Annotated in this window: 15 protein-coding genes; 8 read left to right on the top strand and 7 right to left on the bottom strand. The window is 66.5% G+C overall.

The window, feature by feature from the left end; translation table 11 throughout:
* Nucleotide 1: 1 nt before the first annotated feature.
* Nucleotides 2-2542, bottom strand: coding sequence for a nitrite reductase large subunit NirB (nirB, locus tag GV035_RS08135; protein ID WP_159834439.1), 2541 nt, complete (start codon nt 2540-2542; stop codon nt 2-4).
* Between the two features lie 14 nt (nt 2543-2556).
* Nucleotides 2557-3882 carry an MFS transporter gene (locus GV035_RS08130; RefSeq protein ID WP_159834438.1) on the bottom strand — a complete coding sequence of 442 codons (1326 nt, stop codon included), beginning with the start codon at nt 3880-3882 and terminating at the stop codon, nt 2557-2559.
* 561 nt (nt 3883-4443) lie between these two features.
* Between GV035_RS08130 and cobA the strand changes: the two genes are divergently transcribed.
* The 8 genes from cobA (at nt 4444) to GV035_RS08090 (ending at nt 15820) form a co-directional block, all read left to right on the top strand.
* On the top strand, nt 4444-5214 hold the full coding sequence (gene cobA, locus GV035_RS08125; RefSeq protein WP_159834437.1) for a uroporphyrinogen-III C-methyltransferase: 771 nt from the start codon (nt 4444-4446) through the stop codon (nt 5212-5214).
* 108 nt (nt 5215-5322) lie between these two features.
* Entirely contained in the window at nt 5323-5898 is a 576-nt protein-coding gene (locus GV035_RS08120) for an ANTAR domain-containing response regulator (RefSeq protein ID WP_159834436.1), read from the top strand.
* A 19-nt stretch (nt 5899-5917) separates the two neighbouring features.
* The gene (locus GV035_RS08115) at nt 5918-7054 is read left to right on the top strand and encodes a CmpA/NrtA family ABC transporter substrate-binding protein (protein ID WP_159834435.1); all 1137 of its coding nucleotides are present in this window, start codon (nt 5918-5920) and stop codon (nt 7052-7054) included.
* A 908-nt stretch (nt 7055-7962) separates the two neighbouring features.
* Nucleotides 7963-8547, top strand: a complete 585-nt coding sequence (locus tag GV035_RS08110) for a DUF2760 domain-containing protein (protein WP_159834434.1) — start codon at nt 7963-7965, stop codon at nt 8545-8547.
* A complete protein-coding gene (locus GV035_RS08105; protein ID WP_159834433.1) occupies nt 8544-10427 on the top strand; it encodes an Hsp70 family protein in 1884 nt (627 codons plus the stop codon). Before GV035_RS08110 ends, GV035_RS08105 begins: the two co-directional genes overlap by 4 nt.
* The gene (locus tag GV035_RS08100; protein ID WP_159834432.1) at nt 10428-13256 is read left to right on the top strand and encodes an Hsp70 family protein; all 2829 of its coding nucleotides are present in this window, start codon (nt 10428-10430) and stop codon (nt 13254-13256) included.
* A 139-nt stretch (nt 13257-13395) separates the two neighbouring features.
* Nucleotides 13396-13554: a hypothetical protein gene (locus GV035_RS08095; RefSeq protein WP_159834431.1), complete on the top strand. Its 159-nt coding sequence runs from the start codon at nt 13396-13398 to the stop codon at nt 13552-13554.
* Between the two features lie 256 nt (nt 13555-13810).
* Complete coding sequence (locus GV035_RS08090) at nt 13811-15820, top strand: ATP-binding response regulator (protein WP_159834430.1); 2010 nt, start codon at nt 13811-13813, stop codon at nt 15818-15820.
* Here the strand turns inward: GV035_RS08090 and GV035_RS08085 are convergent.
* The 5 genes from GV035_RS08085 to GV035_RS08065 all read right to left on the bottom strand — a co-directional run bounded on the left by GV035_RS08085 (nt 15807) and on the right by GV035_RS08065 (nt 19356).
* Nucleotides 15807-16484 (bottom strand): alpha/beta hydrolase, encoded by a 678-nt coding sequence (locus tag GV035_RS08085; RefSeq protein WP_159834429.1) that lies wholly within the window; start codon nt 16482-16484, stop codon nt 15807-15809. The genes GV035_RS08090 and GV035_RS08085 overlap by 14 nt on opposite strands.
* Nucleotides 16485-16496: 12 nt before the next feature.
* Nucleotides 16497-16886 (bottom strand): MAPEG family protein, encoded by a 390-nt coding sequence (locus GV035_RS08080; protein ID WP_159834428.1) that lies wholly within the window; start codon nt 16884-16886, stop codon nt 16497-16499.
* A gap of 61 nt (nt 16887-16947) precedes the next feature.
* Nucleotides 16948-17790: a metallophosphoesterase family protein gene (locus GV035_RS08075; RefSeq protein ID WP_159834427.1), complete on the bottom strand. Its 843-nt coding sequence runs from the start codon at nt 17788-17790 to the stop codon at nt 16948-16950.
* Nucleotides 17787-18797 carry a diacylglycerol/lipid kinase family protein gene (locus GV035_RS08070; RefSeq protein ID WP_159834426.1) on the bottom strand — a complete coding sequence of 337 codons (1011 nt, stop codon included), beginning with the start codon at nt 18795-18797 and terminating at the stop codon, nt 17787-17789. Before GV035_RS08070 ends, GV035_RS08075 begins: the two co-directional genes overlap by 4 nt.
* A gap of 118 nt (nt 18798-18915) precedes the next feature.
* The gene (locus GV035_RS08065) at nt 18916-19356 is read right to left on the bottom strand and encodes a CBS domain-containing protein (protein ID WP_159834425.1); all 441 of its coding nucleotides are present in this window, start codon (nt 19354-19356) and stop codon (nt 18916-18918) included.
* Nucleotides 19357-19496: the final 140 nt, after the last annotated feature.

Below are 19496 nucleotides of genomic sequence, written 5' to 3'. Positions count from 1 at the left end.
CTCAGACGGTTTCGACAACCACGGGAATATCGATGCGCTTCGTCTTGCGTTCGTCCGGCGTCGCGGGCCGGATCTGGCCGCGCTCTTCCACGAACGTCACGTTCTCGTCGCGCTTGTCGCTGTTCACGAAATGACGGAAACGCTTGCGGGTTTCGGGGTCGGTGACGGCCTTTTTCCACTCGTCTTCATACGTGTCCACGACGAGTTGCATCTCGGCTTCGAGTTCATCCGCGATATCGAGCTTGTCGTTGACGACGACATCGACCAGATAGTCGAGCCCGCCTTCGAGGTTGTCGCGCCACACGCTCGTGCGCTGCAGGCGATCTGCCGTGCGCACGTAAAACATCAGGAAGCGATCGATGTAACGCACGAGCGTCGCCTGATCGAGATCGGACGCGAGCAGTTCCGCGTGACGCGGCTTCATGCCGCCGTTGCCGCAGACGTACAGGTTCCAGCCCTTCTCCGTCGCGATGACGCCGATGTCCTTGCCTTGTGCTTCGGCGCATTCCCGTGTGCAGCCCGATACGCCGAACTTGATCTTGTGCGGGGTGCGCAGGCCCTTATAGCGATTTTCGAGCTGTACCGCGAGACCCACGGAATCGCCGACACCGTAACGGCACCACGTCGAACCGACGCACGACTTCACCGTGCGTAGCGCCTTGCCATACGCATGGCCCGATTCGAAGCCGGCGGCAATCAGCTCTTCCCAGATGAGCGGCAACTGCTCGACGCGCGCGCCAAACATATCAACGCGCTGTCCGCCCGTGATCTTCGTGTAGAGGCCGTATTTCTTGGCGATCTGCCCGACTGCGATGAGGCCATCGGGCGTGACTTCGCCGCCCGCCATGCGCGGCACGACCGAATACGTGCCATCGCGCTGGATGTTGGCAAGGTAATAGTCGTTGGAATCCTGCAGGCTCGCGTGCTCTTTCTTCAGCACAAATTCGTTCCAGCACGAAGCGAGAACGCTCGCGACCACGGGCTTGCAGATATCGCAGCCCAGTCCCTTGCCATGCTTCGCGAGCAAGGACGCGAACGTGCGATGCCCTTCCACACGCGCGATGTGATACAGCTCTTGCCGCGAATAAGGGAAGTGCTCGCAGAGATGGTTGTTCACCGCAAGGCCCTGACGACTCATCTCCGACTTCATCACCTGCGTGACGAGCGGCACGCAGCCGCCGCATGATGCGCCCGCTTTGCATGCGCTCTTCATTGCGCCGATGCTCGTCGCGCCCGCGCACACCGCCGCGCAGATTTCGGCCTTGCTCACGTTGTTGCACGAGCAGATCTGCGCGGCATCCGGCAATGCTTCGACGCCGAGCGCGGGCTTGGCCTTGCCGTCTGCTTGAGGAAGAATGAGAAATTCAGGTGCTTCGGGAAGCTCCATCTTGTTGAGCATCAGTTGCAAGAGCGTGCCGTATTCGGCGGCATCGCCGACCATCACGCCGCCTAGCAGATATTTTCCGCAATCGGATACGACCAGCTTTTTATACACCTGCTTGCGTTCGTCGCTGAACTGATAAGAGCGGCTGCCGGGCGTCTTGCCGTGGGCATCGCCGATACTCGCGACGTCCACGCCCATCAGCTTGAGCTTGGTGCTCATGTCGGCGCCCGTGAACGACGCTTGCTCGCCCTGCAACTGCTTAGCGACGATACGCGCCATGTCGTAGCCCGGCGCGACGAGGCCGAACGCTTGCCCGTTCCACAACGCGCATTCACCGATTGCATAGACATGCTCGTCGCTCGTGCGGCAGGTGTCGTCGATCACGACACCGCCGCGCGGGCCCACTTCCAGCCCGGCCGAACGCGCGATATCGTCGCGCGGACGAATGCCCGCCGAGAACACGATCATGTCCGTGTCGAGATGCTGGCCGTCCGCGAAGGTCATGCGGTTCACCGCGCCTTCGCCATCGACGATGGCGAGCGTATTGCGGTTCGTATGCACCGTCACGCCGAGCGCCTCGATCTTGCTTCGCAGCACGCGGCCGCCGCCGTCGTCCACTTGCACAGCCATCAGGCGCGGCGCGAATTCGACCACATGCGTCTGCAGTCCCATGTCACGCAGCGCCTTCGCCGCTTCCAGCCCGAGCAGTCCGCCGCCGACGACCGTGCCCGTCTTCGCGCGCGCACCGAAAGCCTGCATCGCTTGCAGGTCCTCGATCGTGCGATAGACGAAACATCCTTCGCGGTCCTTACCTTCCACGGGCGGGACAAACGGGTAGGAGCCGGTCGCAATCACGAGCTTGTCGTAAGCCAGCGTTTCACCGGTCGATGTCATGACGGTGCGCGCGTCGCGGTCGATCGCGACGGCCCTCGCGTTGAGCTTGAGCGCATAGCCCGAATGCTCGAAAAAGCCTTCTTTCACGAGCGAAAGATCGTCCGCCGACTTGCCCGTGAAGAACGCCGACAGATGCACGCGGTCATAAGCCGCGCGTGGTTCTTCGCAGAGCACCGTCACCTGGAATGCGTCATTGCCGCTTTCAGCGAGACATTCGAGGAATTTGTGGCCGACCATGCCGTGGCCGATGACAACGATCTTCATGACAGGACCCTTCCTCAGTGTGCAACGCCGTTATTGACTGCGAGCGCGCTTTCACGCAGCGCGGCTTCGCGGGCCTTGTGCTCGGGAGAAAAGCGCACGGCGATGGCGCACAGCGCCGTGCCCGCGACGAGCACGCCGAGCAGCGACAGCGTCTGCTGCACGTTGCCCACGCCCTTCATCAGGAAGCCCGCGGCCACCGCGCCCGCATTGCCGCCCGCGCCGATCACGCCCGCCACGCCGCCGAGCGCCTTGCGATCGATGAACGGCACCAGTGCATACGTCGCGCCGCAGGCCATGTGCGTGAAGAGACCGAACGCGATCATCGCGATGAGAGCGAGCGCGATGCTGTCTGCATGCGCGAAGGCATAAAGACCGATGCCCTCGCCCGCGATCAGCACGAAAAGCAGCGTCGCGCGAATATCGAGGCCGCGTCGCGCGGCGGCTTTATCGGAGAGCCAGCCGCCGAGTGCGCGGGCGAACAAGGCAAGCAGGCCGAAGCTGCCCGCCGCCAAACCCGCTTGACCGAGCGAAAGACCAAAGTGATCGACGTAATAGACCGCCGCGATGTTGTGAATGAAGACTTCGACGCCGAAGCACGCGCCGTACGTCACGAAGAGCATCCACACGCGATAGTTCGCGCATGCGGTGACAAAGCTTTGCCAGCCGCCCTTCTTGCCGCCGTCGATGGCGATGCCCGCGCGCCGCAATTGCGCGAAGTCGCCTTGCGGGCAGTCCTGCGTATAACGCCAGTAGAAGAAGGCCATTACGGGCATCACGACGCCCGGCACGATCAGCGCGATACGCCATGCCGATGCCTCGCCCGCGCCCAATGCAATAGCGGCCGCGACGAGCAAGGGCACGATGGCTTGCGCCGCGCCCGCGCCGGCGTTGCCCCAGCCCGCGGTCGTCGCGTTCGCCGTGCCGACGACGTTGGGCGCGAACATCACCGACGTGTGGTACTGCGTGATGACGAAGCTCGCGCCGATCGCGCCGATCGCGAGGCGGCACCACAGAAAGCTGTCATAGCCCGTCGAAAGCGCCGCGCCGATCACGGGCACCGCGCCCACGAGCAGCAGCGCGCTATAGACCTTGCGCGGACCGAAGCGATCGCACATCGGGCCGACCACGAGCCGCACGAGTATCGTCACCGCGACCGCCGCGATGTTGATGTTGGCGATCTGGTCCGCGTTGAGCCCGTATTCGCGCTTGATGAGCGGCATGAGCGGCGCGCACGCGAACCACGCGAAGAAGCACACGAAGAACGCCATCCACGTGAGATGGAAAGCGCGCATCGGCGCCGTGCGCAAGCTGAAGAGATCGATCCGGGTGGCTTTATCCATCGTCTTTCCGCAAAAAGAAAGGCGTCCCGCGCAGCAGGCCGATGGCCTGATGCAGGGGACGCCGTTGTCCGTGCCCGCGTGGGCTTTGATCCGCCGGGCGCTGTGTTCAGGACGGATCGCCGTTGATCCGTTGCGACAGTAAAGGCAAGGGCTATGCCATGCGCGTGGCATCGCGTGCCTTGGCTTGCGGCGTAAGGCTTTGCGCGAGGCGCGCACCGCTTGCGTGCATCCACGGCGCGTCGCATTTCGATGCAGGCCGGCACAGCGATGGTGCGACGCAGCACTCATCGCGTGCGAAGCGCGATGGCCTCGTCGCTTTATACGATGCGGTTAGCGCGCGGTACCGTGTGCTCATTCGCGATGAACGGCATTGGAAATGCAGACGCGACCGCGATGGCCCGCTTATTGCATTTGAAGGAGCGCAACGGCAACGGCGCTGTTGGCTGCATCGAACGAACCGACTGCGAACCACGGACAATGGCGTCCCTCGTGCCCGACACGAGCGGACGCTTGCTGCGTTCGCCGCGCCGATACCCCGCTACACGCGATACAGGACCGAACATGAGCATCAACGCCAAGAAGCCCGGCAAAGTCACGCTGTTGAGCGCAGGCCCCGGCGATCTGGATCTGCTGACGATCCGCGCCGCCCGAGTACTCGCCACGGCGGATATCCTGCTGCTCGACGATCTCGCGAACCAGGACATCGTCACGCTGGCACCGCACGCTCGCGTCATTTGCGTGGGCAAGCGCGGCGGCTGCAAGTCCACGCCGCAAGCGTTCATTCAGCGCCTCATGCAGCGTTACGCGAGAAAGGGCCTGCATGTGGTGCGCGCGAAAGGCGGCGATGCGCTGCTCTTCGGCCGCGCGGGCGAAGAACTCGCGGCATTGCGGGGCGCGGGTATCGCGGTCGACATCGTCAACGGCGTATCGTCGGGCTTCGCGGCGGCGGCGAGTCTCGGCATCTCGCTCACGCATCGCGATCATTGTCAGGGCGTGACCTTCGTCACCGCGCACATGCAGGATCACAGTCAGCCGGATTGGCGCGCGCTCGCGGCAACCGGCATGACGCTCGCCATCTACATGGGGATGAGCCGCATCGCGAACATCGCGGCGTCGCTGCTCGACGCGCTGCCCGCGAGCACTCCGGCGGCGGTCGTGCAGCACGCAGGTTCGCCCGATGAGAAGCGGCTCGTCACCACGCTCGATCGCCTCGCGAACGATGCCGCCGAAGCCGGGCTCGGCAGTCCGGCAGTGATCTTCGTGGGCGGAGCGATTGGCGAAGCGGTCTCGTTCGCCGCGCGTCAGCAAGCCGGTACTGCTCACGCCGCTTGAGTGCTGCCCGTGATGCGGCCAATGCCATTCGGCCAGGTTTTCGCTCGCTGCGCCGTGCGTTAGAGCCGATTCCACCGATAGTTCGATACACCGCTCAACGCCCAACCGATGCTGCGCGTACTACTCGTCACCGACACCGACAAACCCATCGGCGATCTTCGCGAACAACTCGCGCGCATGGGCTATGAGATGCTCGCCGAAGCCGCCGCGCCGGCCAAGCTCCATGCGGCCGTCGAGAGTCAGAAGCCGGATGTCGTCATCATCGACACCGACTCGCCTTCGCGCGACACGCTCGAACAACTCGCCGTGATGAACCGCGCCGCGCCACGTCCCGTGCTCATGTTCAGCAACGACGCGGACCAGCAGTTCATCCGCGCGGCCGTCGGCGCGGGCGTGACGGCGTATTCGGTGGAGGGCCTCGCGCCGGAACGCCTTGCGCCGATCATCGAAGTCGCGCTCGCGCGCTTCGCTCACGAAGCGCAATTGCGGCAGCGGCTCGAACAGGTTGAAAGCGAACTCGCGGAGCGCAAGGTGATCGACCGCGCGAAACGCTTGTTGATGGAACGGCGCGGCATGTCGGAAAACGATGCCTACGCCACGCTTCGTAAGCGCGCGATGGATCAGGGCATGAAGGTCGCCGACATCGCGCGTCAGCTTCTTTCCGTGGCCGACCTGCTCGGTTAGCCAGTACTCCATATCAATCATGAATTCGCCCGCATCTGCTTCATCCGACTCGTTTGCCACGATCGCGCCCGAGCGCACGCATCTGCGTCTCGGCTTTGTCGCGCTCAGCGACGCCGCGCCGCTCGCCGCCGCCGCCCTGCGCGAGATGGGAACGCGGCACGGCATCGAGATCGAGCTGTGCCGGCAGCCGTCGTGGGCGGCTGTGCGCGACACGCTGCTGTCGGGCGAAATCGACGCCGCGCACGCGCTCTACGGGCTCGTGTATGGCGTGCAGCTCGGCATCGGCGGGCCGCAGGCGGACATGGCCGTGCTGATGGTGCTCAATCGAAACGGACAGGCGATCACGCTCTCCAAACCGATCGCCGATGCCATTCGCGAAGGCGCTCGCGTGAACGACGCGCTGGCGTCGCTCGGGCGCACGCCCGTCATCGCGCAGACGTTCCCGACCGGCACGCATGCCATGTGGCTCTACTACTGGCTCGCGGCGAACGGCGTGCATCCCCTGCGCGACGTGCGCAGCGTCGTGATTCCGCCGCCGCGCATGGCCGAGGCGCTGGCCGAGGGCACGCTCGACGGCTTCTGCGCGGGCGAACCGTGGCATGCGGTGGCCGAAGCACGCGGCGAAGGGCGCATAGTCGTCCAGACGAGCGAAATCTGGCCGGATCATCCGGAGAAAGTGCTTGCCTGCCGGCGAGATTTCGTCGCGCTGTATCCGAATACCGCGCGGGCGCTCGTACGCACGATGCTCGACGCGTGCGCCTGGGTGGACACGCGCGAGCATCGCGTGGAAATTGCGCACGCGCTGGCGTCGTCCGACCTGCTCGGCGTGCCGCGCGAGTTGATCGAAGCGCGGCTCGGCTCGCCGGACGGCATCGCGCCGGTGCGCTTTTTCGACGACGGCGCGGTCAACTATCCGCGCGCATCCGACGGCGTGTGGTTCATCATGCAATACCGGCGATGGGGCATGCTCGCCGCCGAGTGCGATGCTGCAGGCATTGCCCAAGCCGTGAATCAGACGGCGCTGTATCGCGAGGCAGCGCGCGCCGCTGGTGTGCCACTGCCAGCGGAACTGCAAAGCGCGACGTTCTGCGACGGCCGCGTGTGGGATGGCGGCGATCCGGTGGCGTATCTGGCGGGGTTCTCTACTACAGCGTGAAGCGGCGTGGCGACGCCCGAGTTGGCGCAGTCGGCACGCCGGTCGCACGAAGGCGGGAGCGGACCGGTCCGGTCGATGGACGCGCGTGCGGGAGCTTCCCCGTCGCCGACTATTTGCGCGCAATGAAATTAGCCGGCGCGCTGTGGGCATCGCCTTTCGGATGGTTTGTCCGCGCTGGCCGTCAGCCGATCCTGCACTGCCTCGCGCGCAAGTTATCGCTTCCGCGCATGACGATTCGTCGGCGCGCTGCAGGCATCGCATTTCGGATGGCGTTGTCCGCGCTGACCGTCAGCCGGTTCTCCTCTGCCTCGCGCGCGAGTGTCCCTTGCGCGCATGACGATTCGTCGGCGCGCTTCGGGCATCGCCTTTCGCATGCGTTGTCCGCGCTCACCGTCAGCCGGTTATCCCCTGCCTTGCGCGAGCCCCGCCTGTGCCGATGACATCGGCGCGGCGTCGCACTCCACTGCCGCGCGCGGATCATGCCCTTACGCGCGATAAGAACTATCAGCGGCCGCTTCTCTGTCGTCAATGCGCCGCGACGATTTGCGGCCCGCGCCTTGCGGCCCGCGCCCGGCGCCTTGCTGCCCGCCCCTTGCAATACGGTAGAGCCGCCTTGACTTGCCCGCGCAAATGGCGAGAATGAGCGCCGCGCTAATACCGACGCCTCAAAGAGGAAACCGCCCGCAAGGATGTTTTCCCGCGCCGTCCCCAACTTCATGGACAATAACGGGATACGGCACGAAGCGCCCCTGCGCCTCTGTGCCCCTCTCACCGGCGCGCGATGCGACGCGCGCCACGCAGGATCTTCGGCAACCGGCGCTTCCCGGCCGGTTAGCCACCCAATTCGGCCACCCGCGCCGCCCGAGGATGAGGTCGTCCTTCGGACGCGGCCTACAGGAGCATCATCTATGACCGACATGAATCCGTCCTTTTTCGGCAGGCTGTCGATTGCCTTCGGCACGTTTTTCGGCATTCTCGGCAACAGCGCATTCGCCGGCCGCGTGCAGCGTCTGCGCGAAGCGCCCGAAACGCCCATGACAACGCCCGCAACAGCCGCAGCGCCCGTCGCGCCGGCAGCGCCGGCAGCACCCGCGTCCTCTCCGCTCAAGGAAGCGAGCCCGGTCGCCGCGCTGCAGTTGCTCGGTCTGCTGCAACGCGATGCGCGCTTCATCGATTTCGTCGAAGAGGACGTCGCCAATTACAGCGACGCCGATATCGGCGCGGCCGCCCGCCTCGTGCACGACGGCTGCCGTGCCGTGCTGCGCGAGCACTTCACGATCAAGCCGGTTCGCAGCGAAGCCGAAGGCAGCCGGATCACCCTGCCGGACGGCTTCGACGCCAGCGCCGTGCGTCTTACGGGCAACGTCGTCGGCAAGCCTCCGTTCAACGGCAGCATCAGCCATCGCGGATGGAAGGTCGAGCAAACGCGCCTGCCGAAGCTGGCCGAGACGCACGACGCGAGCATCGTCGCCCCGGCGGAGGTGGAGCTATGAACGACTTCAACCCGCAACACACGCCGCGCTATTCGATCGGCGTCGATCTCGGCACGACGCATTGCGCGCTGTCGTACGTGGACCTGTCCGCGAGCGACGGCGAAAAGACCGCGCAGGGCGTGCTGTCCATCGCGCAGTTGACCGCGCCCGGCGCCGCCGAAGATCGCGACCTGCTGCCGTCGTTTCTGTACTTGCCGCATCCGAACGAACTCGCGCCCGGCGACCTGACGCTGCCGTGGACGCAGGAGCGGCCCTTCATCGTCGGCGAACTGGCGCGCAGCCGTGGCGCCGGCACGCCCATTCGGCTCGTATCGAGCGCGAAAAGCTGGCTGTGTCATCCCGGCGTGGACCGGCGCGCCGCGATTCTGCCCGCCGACGCGCCCGAGGAAGTCGAGCGCGTGTCGCCGCTGGAAAGCTCCGTGCGTTACCTGACGCATCTGCGTGAAGCGTGGAACCACGCGCATCCGGACGCTCCGTTCGATCAGCAGGACGTCACCGTGACGATCCCCGCCTCGTTCGATCCCGCCGCCCGCGAACTCACGGCCGAAGCGGCCGCCGCAGCGGGCTACGCGCGCATGACACTGCTCGAAGAACCGCAGGCGGCGCTCTATAGCTGGATTCAGAAATCGGGCGGCGGCTGGCGCAAACAGGTCAAGGTGGGCGACGTGATTCTCGTCGTCGATGTCGGCGGCGGCACGACCGACCTGTCGCTGATCGCGGTGGTCGAGCGCGAAGGCAATCTGGAACTGCATCGCGTGGCGGTCGGCGAGCACATCCTGCTCGGCGGCGACAACATGGACCTCGCGCTGGCGCACGTCGTCGCGCGCAAGCTGGCGACGCAAGGCTCGCAGCCCGATCCGTGGCAGTTGCGCGCGCTCACCTACGCGTGCCGCTCGGCCAAGGAGACGCTGCTTTCCGATCCCGACACCGACACCGTGCCGCTCGTCGTGCCGAGCCGCGGCTCGAAGCTGATCGGCGGATCGCTGCGCACCGAACTCACGCGCGCCGAACTGACGCAGATTCTGCTGGAAGGCTTCTTCCCGCAAGTCGATGCGTCCGCCCGGCCGGTGACGCGCGCCCGCGTCGGTCTCACGCAACTCGGCCTTCCGTATGCGCAGGATGCCGCCGTCACGCGTCATCTGGCCGCGTTTCTCGGCCGGCAAGTGAACGCGCTCGCCGAAGTCGAAGGCATCCAGCACGACGTGCCGCCCGGCGCGACGCTGCTGCACCCGACCGCCGTCCTGTTCAACGGCGGCGTGTTCAAGTCGCACTTGCTGGTCGAGCGCGTGATGACGACGCTCAACGCCTGGCTCTCCGCCGAAAATGCGCCGCCCGCGCGGCTGCTCGAAGGCGCGGATCTCGACCTGGCGGTTGCACGAGGCGCGGCGTACTACGGCTACGTGCGCCGCGGCAAGGGCGTGCGGATTCGCGGCGGCACGGCGCGGGCGTATTACGTGGCGGTCGAATCGGCGATGCCCGCCGTGCCCGGACTGGAGCCGCCCGTGTCCGCGCTGTGCGTCGCGCCGTTCGGCATGGAGGAAGGCACCGACGCGGCGCTGCCCGCGCAGGAGTTCGGGCTCGTCGTCGGCGAGCCGGTGCATTTCCGCTTTTTCGGCTCGTCGGTGCGCAGGCAGGATCAGGTCGGCACGCTGCTCGATTACTGGCAACCGGACGAATTGCAGGAACTCGAAGAGATCGAGGCATCGCTGCCGTCCGAAGGACGCACGCCCGGCGAAGTCGTGCCGGTCAAGCTGCACGCACGCGTGACGGAAGCCGGCACGCTGGAGCTCGAAGCGGTCCCGCGCGGCTCGCCGGAACGCTGGAAGGTCGAGTTCGACGTGCGCGGCACGGCAAACGCGGATCACGGCGCGGGCGTGTAAGTGCCGGCGCGCAAGAAAAAGCCATCGAGCGCGCGGTATCGCGTGGGCATCGATCTGGGGACGAGCAATACCGTCGTCGCCTATGCCGAGGCCGGCTCGAACGATATCCGCGTGTTTCCGGTCGAGCAGCTCGTCGGTCCCGGCGAAGTGGCCGCGCAGCCGCTGCTGCCATCGCTGCGGTATCACCCCGCGCCGGGCGAACTCGCGCCGGGCGACTTGCAGTTGCCGTGGTCGCCGGCTGCTCAGCCCGCGCGCGATGCATCGGCAGCCGAGCCGCCCGCGGTCATCGGCCGCCTCGCCCGGACGCTCGGCGCGCAGGTGCCGGGGCGGCTCGTGTCGAGCGCGAAAAGCTGGCTCTCGCACGCTTCGGTGGATCGCGTCGCGCCCATTCTGCCGTGGGGCGCGAGCGACGACGTCGCCAAAATCTCGCCCGTCGCCGCGAGCGCGAGCTATCTCGCGCACGTGCGCGCCGCGTGGAACCAGCAGTTCCCCGACGCGCCGCTCGAAGCGCAGGATCTCGTGCTGACCGTGCCCGCCTCCTTCGATGAAGGCGCGCGCGCCCTCACGGTCGAAGCGGCGCGCATGGCGGGCCTTCACGCACTGCGGCTCCTCGAAGAACCGCAGGCCGCGTTCTACGACTGGCTGTTTCATCACCGCGAAACACTCGGCGACGAGCTCGCGCACACGCGCCTCGTGCTGATCTGCGACGTCGGCGGCGGCACGACCGACCTCACGCTGATTCAGGTCGAAGCCAGCGACGGCGCAGAACCGCGTCTCACGCGCATCGGCGTCGGCAATCACCTGATGCTCGGCGGCGACAACATGGACCTCGCGCTCGCGCATCTCGTCGAGAAGCCGCTCGCGGGCGGCGACGGGCGGCTGTCGGCAGCGCGGCTGTCGCAACTGGTCGAGCGGTGCCGCGCCGCCAAGGAACACTTGCTCGGCGAGAACGCGCCCGCGTCCGCGTCGATCACGCTGCTCGGCGCGGGATCGAAGCTGATCGGCGGCGCGCGCTCGGCGGAGGTGACGCGCGACGAGATCGAACGGATCATCGTCGAGGGCTTCTTTCCGCTCGTGTCGGAGGACCAGCGGCCCGGGCGCACGCGCGGCGGCATCGTCGAATTCGGGCTGCCCTATGCGAGCGATCCGGCGATCACGCGCCACGTCGCCGCGTTCCTCGCCCAGCATGCGACGCCAGCGCGCGAAGCGTTGGGCGAAGACATGCCGGCCGGCGCGCTTCCCGTTCCCGACACGCTACTGCTGAATGGCGGCGTCTTTCGCGCGGCGCCGCTCGCGCGCCGCGTCGCCGATACGCTCGGCCACTGGCGCGGCGCGCCGGTGCACGTGCTCGCCAACGACGACCCCGATGTGGCCGTCGCACGCGGCGCGGTCGCCTATGCGCTCGCGCGCGCGGGTCACGCGCCGAAGATCGGCGGCGGCTCGGCGCGCAGCTATTTTCTGCTGCTCGACGACGACGGCGACGCCTCGCGCGGCGTCTGCGTCCTGCCGCGCGGCACGGAAGAAGGCCAGGCGATCCATCTCGCTGATCGCACCTTCGCGCTGCGACTGGGCGCGCCGGTGCGCTTTCACCTCGTCTCGTCTGTTGCCGATACCGCGTACCGGGCGGGCGACATTGCCAATGTGAGCGCCTCGGCGGGCGATTTCGTGCGCTTGCCGCCGATCGCCACGGTCGTCGATCCGCGCGGCCAGGCGAACGCCGGCAAGCCGAGCGAGACGCCGGTGCAGCTCACGACATCGCTCACGGAAGTGGGCACGCTGGAAATGCACTGCATCGCCACGGACGATCCCGCGCAACGCTGGCTGCTCGAATTTCAGCTACGCCGCGACGAACCGAAGGGCGATGGCACCGTCGTAGAGACGCATCCGGCGCTGCCGAAGGCCATCGAACTGATCGACCGCACTTTCGGCACGCGGGCGCAGGACGTCGGACCGAAGGAAGTGAAGCGGCTGCGCGCGCAGCTCGAACAGGCGCTCGGTCCGCGCGACACGTGGGACATTGCGCTCTTGCGCGAACTCTTCGGCGCCCTGTGGGACCGCGCGAAGAAGCGGCGGCGAAGCGCGGACCACGAACGACTGTGGCTCAATCTCGCGGGCTACGCGGTGCGTCCGGGCTTCGGGCATCCGCTCGACGAATGGCGCGTCGAGCAATTGTGGACACTCTTCGATCAGGGTATTCAGTACGTCAACGAGAACCAGATCTGGTCCGAATGGTGGACGCTATGGCGGCGCGCGGCGGGCGGTCTCGATGAAGCCGCGCAACTGCGCCTGCTCGACGACATGGCCTTCGTGCTCCAGCCGCCCGGCACGAGCCGTTACCGTCGCGCAGCGGGCGCGGCCCGGGCGGGTTATGAAGACATGGTGCGGCTCGCGGCATCGCTCGAACGCGTGCCGGTGGAGCGCAAGATCGAAGTCGGCGAGTGGCTGCTCACGCGCCTGAAGAAGCCTTCGGAGAACCTGCAAAGCTGGTGGGCGGTCGGGCGCATCGGCGCGCGGCAGCCGTTCTACGGGAGCGCGCACGGCGTCGTGCCGCCGGACGTCGCCGCGCTGTGGCTCGATGCGATCCTCGCGCTCGACTGGAAGAAGGTCGAACCTGCGGCGTTCGCGGCGGTGCAGATCGCGCGCATGACCGGCGACCGCTCGCGCGATGTCGCGGAAGACGTGCGCGCCGCCGTCATCGAAAGGCTCACGACGATGGGCGCCGCGCAATCATGGATCGCGATGGTGCGCGAGACCGTCGCGCTCGATCGTGCCGACGAAGGCCGCGTGTTCGGCGAAACGCTGCCGGCGGGACTGAAGCTGATCGGCTGAACGAAGCCGAAGCGCCACGTGCAGATGGTTCGCTCTCAGAAGCGTTCCCGCGCGCCGAAGGTCGATCGCTTGAATAGCGGCGGGCCGCGACCTATGGTTATCAGTGTGTCGCTTCGACACTCACTGAAGGAGGTCCATCATGCCATCCCCGCGTAAGGCTCAGGCGAGCCACCCCGCCGACACGGAAATGTCGAGCCGCAAGAAAACCGCCGGCACCAAGGCGTCCACCGCGAAGACCGCGGGCGCGAAGGAAATGAGCGTCGGCAAGCGCACCACGAAGGCCAAACCGAAATCCTGACGAGCGGTTGCTGACCGCGCTTGCAGGCGCGCGGGGCATCGGTTGTGGCTGTCCTTCGAAACGGCGAGCGGCTGGCAGGATCGATCCGCTCGCCGTTCGCGTTCCTGCTCGCCTACATCGGCTCACACCGCCCGATCCGCCAAAAACGCATTTTTTGCCGCACGCAGCGGTTCATCGCGCAAAAAGCCGTTGCCACATAGCAGCGGTAGCCTAAAGTAGTTAATCTCCCTTGCACCGCTCTTTCGAGATCCCGACGATGGCCGTCCCGCCACGCGCCGCCCCGGTGCGCGCAGATGGAATCCTGACCGCCGCCGCGCGCGAAGCCGGCGCGAGCCTCGTGCGCAATCTGTCGATTCCGGCGCCGTTCTCCGATGCCGCGCTCGAAGCGCAATTCCTGGAGGACCACAGCCAACGATTCTGCGCGTTCCGGCGCGCGTCGGCGCTGCTTGCGCTCGTCATCTGGACGTGCTTTCTGTGGTGGGACTTCAGCTTCGTGCGCGGCAACAAGGCGCTCAACGTGCGCCTCGCGGACATTCTGGCGCTGCGCTTCGCGGGCGTCGCGCTTCTGATCTGCGTCGGCTTTCTCGTGCTGCGGCCGTCGTTCCGCTCGCACGCGATGGCGCACCGGGTTATCCTCACCGGCATCTACGGCTTGTTATGCCTGATCCTGACGATGGTCGCGATCACGCCCGCGCCGTACAACTACACGCAGTACTTCATCGGCCTGTACCTCGCGCTTTTCTTCCAGTTCAGCTTCTTCTACCTGCGCTCGCGCGTCGCGCTGATGGTCGGCGTCATCACGATGGCCGCCGTCGTCTTCATGCAGATCACCGTCGGGCTGCTGAATGCGGAAGATTTCTTCGCGGGGCTCTTCTATATGTTCAACGTGGTGATCGTCGGGCACGGCGTCTGTGCGCACGCGGAGCGCGTGTCGCGCGAACGCTATCTGGCTGAACGCGCGCTCGCGTCGCTCAACGACGAACTGCGCGCCGCGAACGGCTCGCTGGAACGCAAGAACCGCGAACTGGAGATTTCGAAGAAAGATCAGGAGACGAAGACCCACGCGCTGCTCGCGTTGCGCGAACAGCAGATGATCGCCGCGCAGACCGCGAGCCGCGAGAAGTCGAATTTTCTGGCCGCCGCGACGCACGATCTGCGGCAGCCGATGCACGCGCTCAATCTGTTCCTGCAAGCCGCCGCCGAAGCCATTCGCAACGAGGAGTTCGCTCAGGCGGAGCGGCTCATCAACGAATGCGGGCGCTCGTCGGTGATACTCGCGCGTCTCCTGAACGCGGTGCTGGATTTGTCGCGGCTGGAATCGGGGCGCGTGGTGCCGCGCTATCACGTCTTCGATGTCCGCGCGATCATCGAGGAAGCGGCCGAGCAGTTGCGCCCGTTCGCCCGCAGCCGTGGCGTGGAACTGCGGCTGCGGCTGCCGAAGAACGATCTGGTGTGCGTGCGCAGCGACGCCCATTGGCTCGGTCGCGCGGTGGCGAATCTCGTGTCGAACGGCATCAAGTACGCGGACACCGCCAAGCGCGCGAAGCCGACGGTGATCGTCGGCGTGGTGCGCTCGCCGACGCGGGCGCGTATCGACGTGCTCGACAACGGCATCGGCATACCGGCCGATTACTTCGACGCCATCTTCCAGCCGTTTTTCCAGGTCGACAACCCGGAGCAGGACCGCGACAAGGGGCTGGGGCTGGGCCTGTCCATCGTGAATGCGGTCATTTCGATGCTCGATGAACACCGCATCGAACTGAAATCCGCCGAAGGGCGCGGCTCGCGCTTTTCGGTGGACATTCCGTTGTGCGGGCCGTCGCCGGATCAGCCCTCGGCGCGCGTGCCGGCGTGCTCCGAATCCGACGAAGCCGCGCAGCTAGACGGCCGCTATGTCCTGCTCGTGGAGGACGACGGTCTCGTGCGCGCATCCACCGAGGCGCTGCTCTCGCAATGGGGCGTGCTCTACGACTCGGCGGCGACGTTCGAGGAATACGAGGCGATGCTCGCGACCATCGAACGCTTCCCCGATCTCATCATCACCGATTACCGGCTGGGCGATGCCAAGACAGCCCGCGAAGTCGCCATGCTCGGCGCGCGCAAGCTCGGGCGCGCGTGCCCTTGCCTCGTCGTCACGGGCGAGCCGGCGGCGACCATCGTGCCGCTCGCGTGCGACCACGACGTGCTGAGCAAGCCGGTGAGCCCGGCGGAGCTGCGTCGCGGCATGGTGTCGATGATCGCGGCGGATGCGTTCAGCGGCCAGTGAGCCGCGCCGCGAACCAGGCGCGCAACGCCTCGACTTCTTCCATGCAGACCGTGTGCGCCATCGGATACGCGTGCCAGTCCACGGCGCAACCGTGGCCGCGTGCGAACTCGCACGCTTCCTCGCCGAGACGCACGTCGAGCACGTCGTCGAAGCTGCCGTGCGCGGCGAAGACCGGCGCGGCGCGGTTGGCTTCGCTGATCGAGGCATCGATCAGACCTTGCGACGGGATGTAGCCCGACAGCACGATCAGTCCCGCGAGTTTCTCCGGATGCGTGAGTCCGGCGTGATACGTCATCGCGCCGCCCTGCGAGAATCCCGCGACAAAAATGCGCTCGGACGGAATGCCGCGCGCGTTCTGTTCCGCGATCAACGCGCGCACGCGCTCGACGGACGCCTCGATGCCCGCTTCGTCCACCTTCCGGTTGATGCCCTCGAACGACAAAATGTCGTACCACGCGCGCATCACGTAGCCGTTGTTCGCCGTCACCGGAATCCCCGGCGCGTTCGGGAAGACGAAGCGCACGGCGGGCGCATCGGCGAGACGCAGTTCGGGCACGAGCGGCACGAAGTCGTTGGCGTCGGCGCCCAGGCCGTGCATCAGGATGACGGCGAATTCGGGATTCGGCGCGGTTTCGATTTCGACAGTCGACGGTGAATCGCTCATGAGCACTTCTCTCTAGATGATGGGGACGAGTATCTGCACGATGCCGACGACGGAAACCAGCCACGCCAGCGAGCGAAGGAACGGTACGCCGGCCGCATACAGCGGCACATAGACCACGCGGGCGACGAAGTAAGCAAGCGCGCCGTAGTGCGTGAGTGGGTTCTCGCGCCCAGTCACGTGGACGATCAGCACGGCCACCGCGAAGACCGGCAGCGTCTCGAAGAGGTTCGACTGCGCGCGCATCAGACGCGCGGTGAGCTTGCCGGGCGGCGGCGAGGGGCCGTCGCGCGGGCCGGTGTTGTACTTGACTCCGGTCTCGCGATTGCGCAACAGCGCGGGCAGCAGCACTTGCACCAGCGCGAGCACGAGTGTCCAGGCCAGCATCGTCAGTTCGAAACTCATGGCGTCTCCTGTTGGGCGGCGTCTATTGTTTCATGCGCAGGCTCGGCGCGTCGTTCGCCCGTCATGCCGCCGATGTCACCGCCGCAGCCTGCGGCATGCCGTCGAGCGCGAGTTCGTGGCGCGCCACCTGTTCGAAACGCCCGCTCGTCTCGGCATAGTCCCAGCGTTCGACGAGCGCCCGCCGCCCGGCCGCGTCGTACGCGTAGCGGATCACGTTTACCGAATTGCCGATGCTCGCCCGCGTGCGCGACGACAGCGCCGTGCCCGCCTGCACCGCCCACGCGCGACGCGGCAGGTCCGCGAACGTGTCGTGCAGCGGCAGCACGTACGGCAGATGAATATGCCCGCCGAGAATCAGGTCCGCGCCCGCCCGCGCCCAGCGCGGCACCGCGCGTTCGCGGCCGTGCAGCAGGTTCTTTTCGTCGTGCGCCCGCGAGACCGCGACCGGCTGATGCGTCACCACGACGCGCAACTGCGTCTCGCTCGCCGCCTCCAGCCGCGAAGCGATGCGCCGGATCTGCGGCATCGACACTTCGCCGTCCTTGTGACGATACGGCCGCGTCGTGTTGACGCCGAGCACGAGCACATCGCGCGATTCGAACGACGGCTCCAGTTCCGCGCCGAACGCCCGCTGATGATTCGCATACGGGCGAACGAGCCGCGTGAACACATCGTAGAGCGGAATATCGTGATTGCCCGGCACGACCACGGCGGGCGTCGCGCCGAACGTGTTCATGAAGGCGCGCGCCTCGTCGAACTGATACCGGCGCGCGCGCTGCGTGATGTCGCCGGACAGGATCACGACGTCGGGCGACACGGCCTCGGCAAGATGCAAGAGCGCCGCGACGACTTTGGGGCGCTCGGTGCCGAAGTGCGGATCGGAAAGGTGCAGCAATACGGTCATGAGCGATTCGCTTCGGCCACGGCGGGTTCGGGCTTGAGCAACAGGAGCGGACGGTCCGACACGCGAAATTCTAGTGGCATGTCGAGCCAGGCGATTTCGCCGTCGGCGGCGACTTTCACGCGGCGGCGGCGGGCTCTCGGGCGCACTCCGCGCGAGGGCCGCGTCACCGTGATCCGGTCGAACGTGAAGCTCTCGATGTGATCCGAATCGGCAAGACGCCCCGCCGCGCCGCGCAGCGAAAGCAGCAGATGCGCGAGCCGCCCGATGGGTCGCGGCGTAATGGCGACGAGCAAGCCCTGTTCCACTGCGCGGGCTTCGGCCATGCCGACCTGTTCGAGCTGGAGCCGGTTATTGCCGACGAAGAGCGTCGATGAACGCACCTCGCGCGTGCGTCCTTCGTGCTCGATATGCAGATGCAAGCGGCGATGCCGCCGCAACAGCGTGAAGAGCGCGGACCCGAGCGCGACCAGGCGGCTGCGGCCGAATTGCCGCTTATATGCTTCGCGGTCTTCCAGCAGCTTCGGATACAGCCCGAGGCTCGCGTTGACGATGAACATGCGGTCGTTCACGTAGCCGACCTGCACCGGATACGCGCGTGCGTCGAGGAGCAGTTTCGTGGAGGCGTCGAGATCGGCGGGAATGCCGTGATCGCGGCTGAAATAATTGAAGGTGCCGCGCGGCAGCACGCCGAACGGCACGCCCGCATTCAGCGCCGCTTCCGCCACCGTGCAGAGCGTGCCGTCGCCGCCCGCGCCGACGAGCACGCCGCCTTGCGCGCGGGCGTGCTCAGCGGCTTCGCGTGCGGCGGCGGCAAGACGCCGGGGATTGTCGACCACGCGCAATTCGAAGCGCCGCCCCGCCGCGCCAAACTCGCGCGCCAGCGTCAAGCGTGTTTCGTCCGCCTGCCTGCGGCCGGAACCGGCGTTCATCACGATGAAAAACGGCGCGTCGGGCGCGCTCGCGTTGGCGGCGGCCGATGCATCGGCCAGGGCTGCGGACACGGTCATCGGCTGCGCTCCTCGCGGTTCGTCGCATGATTGCGTGCGCCGATACGCGTGGACGCGGCCGGCGAGCCGTGCCGATTATAACGAAAGCCTTACAACGCGGGCGCGCCCTGCCGGACGCTTACGTGTGCTCGCCGCGAATGTAGTACTCGAGCTGCTGAATGGTGAACTGCTGCTCGGAGATGATGTTCTTCACCAGATCGCCGATGGAAATCATGCCGACGAGCTTGCCGTCGTCGATCACCGGCAAATGGCGCATGCGCTTCTCGGTCATGAGCGCCATGCAGTCGTCGGTGGTCTGGTCGGGCCGCACGTAGCGCACGTGCGAGGTCATGATGTCGCGCACCGGCGTGTCTTTCGACGAGCGGTCCATGAGCACGACTTTGCGCGCGTAGTCGCGCTCGGTCATGATGCCGACGATTTCGTCGCCGCGCGTGACGATCACCGCGCCGATGTGCTTGTCGGCCATCATCTTAATGGCGTCGAAGACCGGCGACGTGTCCGCGATCGTGTAGACCGTCTGTTCGGGTTTCGAGCTCAGAACCTTTGCGACTGTTGCCATCGACCGCCTCCGTCTGGCTTGCGCGCCGTTCGCCGTCCGCGTGTGGCCGGCGAGCGCGCTGCGTTGTATCCGGAACACGTTGCTGCGCTGTATCGAGCGTAAGGCTTCCGCCCGATGCCTTCATCGGCATTAACCCGACC

Source organism: Burkholderia sp. 8Y (assembly GCF_902506145.1).
Classification (GTDB): domain Bacteria; phylum Pseudomonadota; class Gammaproteobacteria; order Burkholderiales; family Burkholderiaceae; genus Caballeronia.
The sequence above is the reverse complement of the archived record's forward strand: the minus strand, read 5'-3'. Positions and strand labels throughout refer to the sequence as shown.

Excerpts from the sequence above, each read along its gene's own strand:
- GV035_RS08115 (WP_159834435.1), top strand. The coding sequence starts at position 5,918 with ATGAATTCGCCCGCATCTGCTTCATCCGACTCGTTTGCCACGATCGCG.
- GV035_RS08130 (WP_159834438.1), bottom strand. The coding sequence starts at position 3,882 with ATGGATAAAGCCACCCGGATCGATCTCTTCAGCTTGCGCACGGCGCCG.
- GV035_RS08065 (WP_159834425.1), bottom strand. The coding sequence starts at position 19,356 with ATGGCAACAGTCGCAAAGGTTCTGAGCTCGAAACCCGAACAGACGGTC.
- GV035_RS08110 (WP_159834434.1), top strand. The coding sequence starts at position 7,963 with ATGACCGACATGAATCCGTCCTTTTTCGGCAGGCTGTCGATTGCCTTC.
- GV035_RS08120 (WP_159834436.1), top strand. The coding sequence starts at position 5,323 with ATGCTGCGCGTACTACTCGTCACCGACACCGACAAACCCATCGGCGAT.
- cobA (WP_159834437.1), top strand. The coding sequence starts at position 4,444 with ATGAGCATCAACGCCAAGAAGCCCGGCAAAGTCACGCTGTTGAGCGCA.
- GV035_RS08080 (WP_159834428.1), bottom strand. The coding sequence starts at position 16,886 with ATGAGTTTCGAACTGACGATGCTGGCCTGGACACTCGTGCTCGCGCTG.
- GV035_RS08095 (WP_159834431.1), top strand. The coding sequence starts at position 13,396 with ATGCCATCCCCGCGTAAGGCTCAGGCGAGCCACCCCGCCGACACGGAA.
- GV035_RS08105 (WP_159834433.1), top strand. The coding sequence starts at position 8,544 with ATGAACGACTTCAACCCGCAACACACGCCGCGCTATTCGATCGGCGTC.
- GV035_RS08085 (WP_159834429.1), bottom strand. The coding sequence starts at position 16,484 with ATGAGCGATTCACCGTCGACTGTCGAAATCGAAACCGCGCCGAATCCC.
- GV035_RS08070 (WP_159834426.1), bottom strand. The coding sequence starts at position 18,797 with ATGACCGTGTCCGCAGCCCTGGCCGATGCATCGGCCGCCGCCAACGCG.
- GV035_RS08075 (WP_159834427.1), bottom strand. The coding sequence starts at position 17,790 with ATGACCGTATTGCTGCACCTTTCCGATCCGCACTTCGGCACCGAGCGC.
- GV035_RS08090 (WP_159834430.1), top strand. The coding sequence starts at position 13,811 with ATGGCCGTCCCGCCACGCGCCGCCCCGGTGCGCGCAGATGGAATCCTG.
- nirB (WP_159834439.1), bottom strand. The coding sequence starts at position 2,542 with ATGAAGATCGTTGTCATCGGCCACGGCATGGTCGGCCACAAATTCCTC.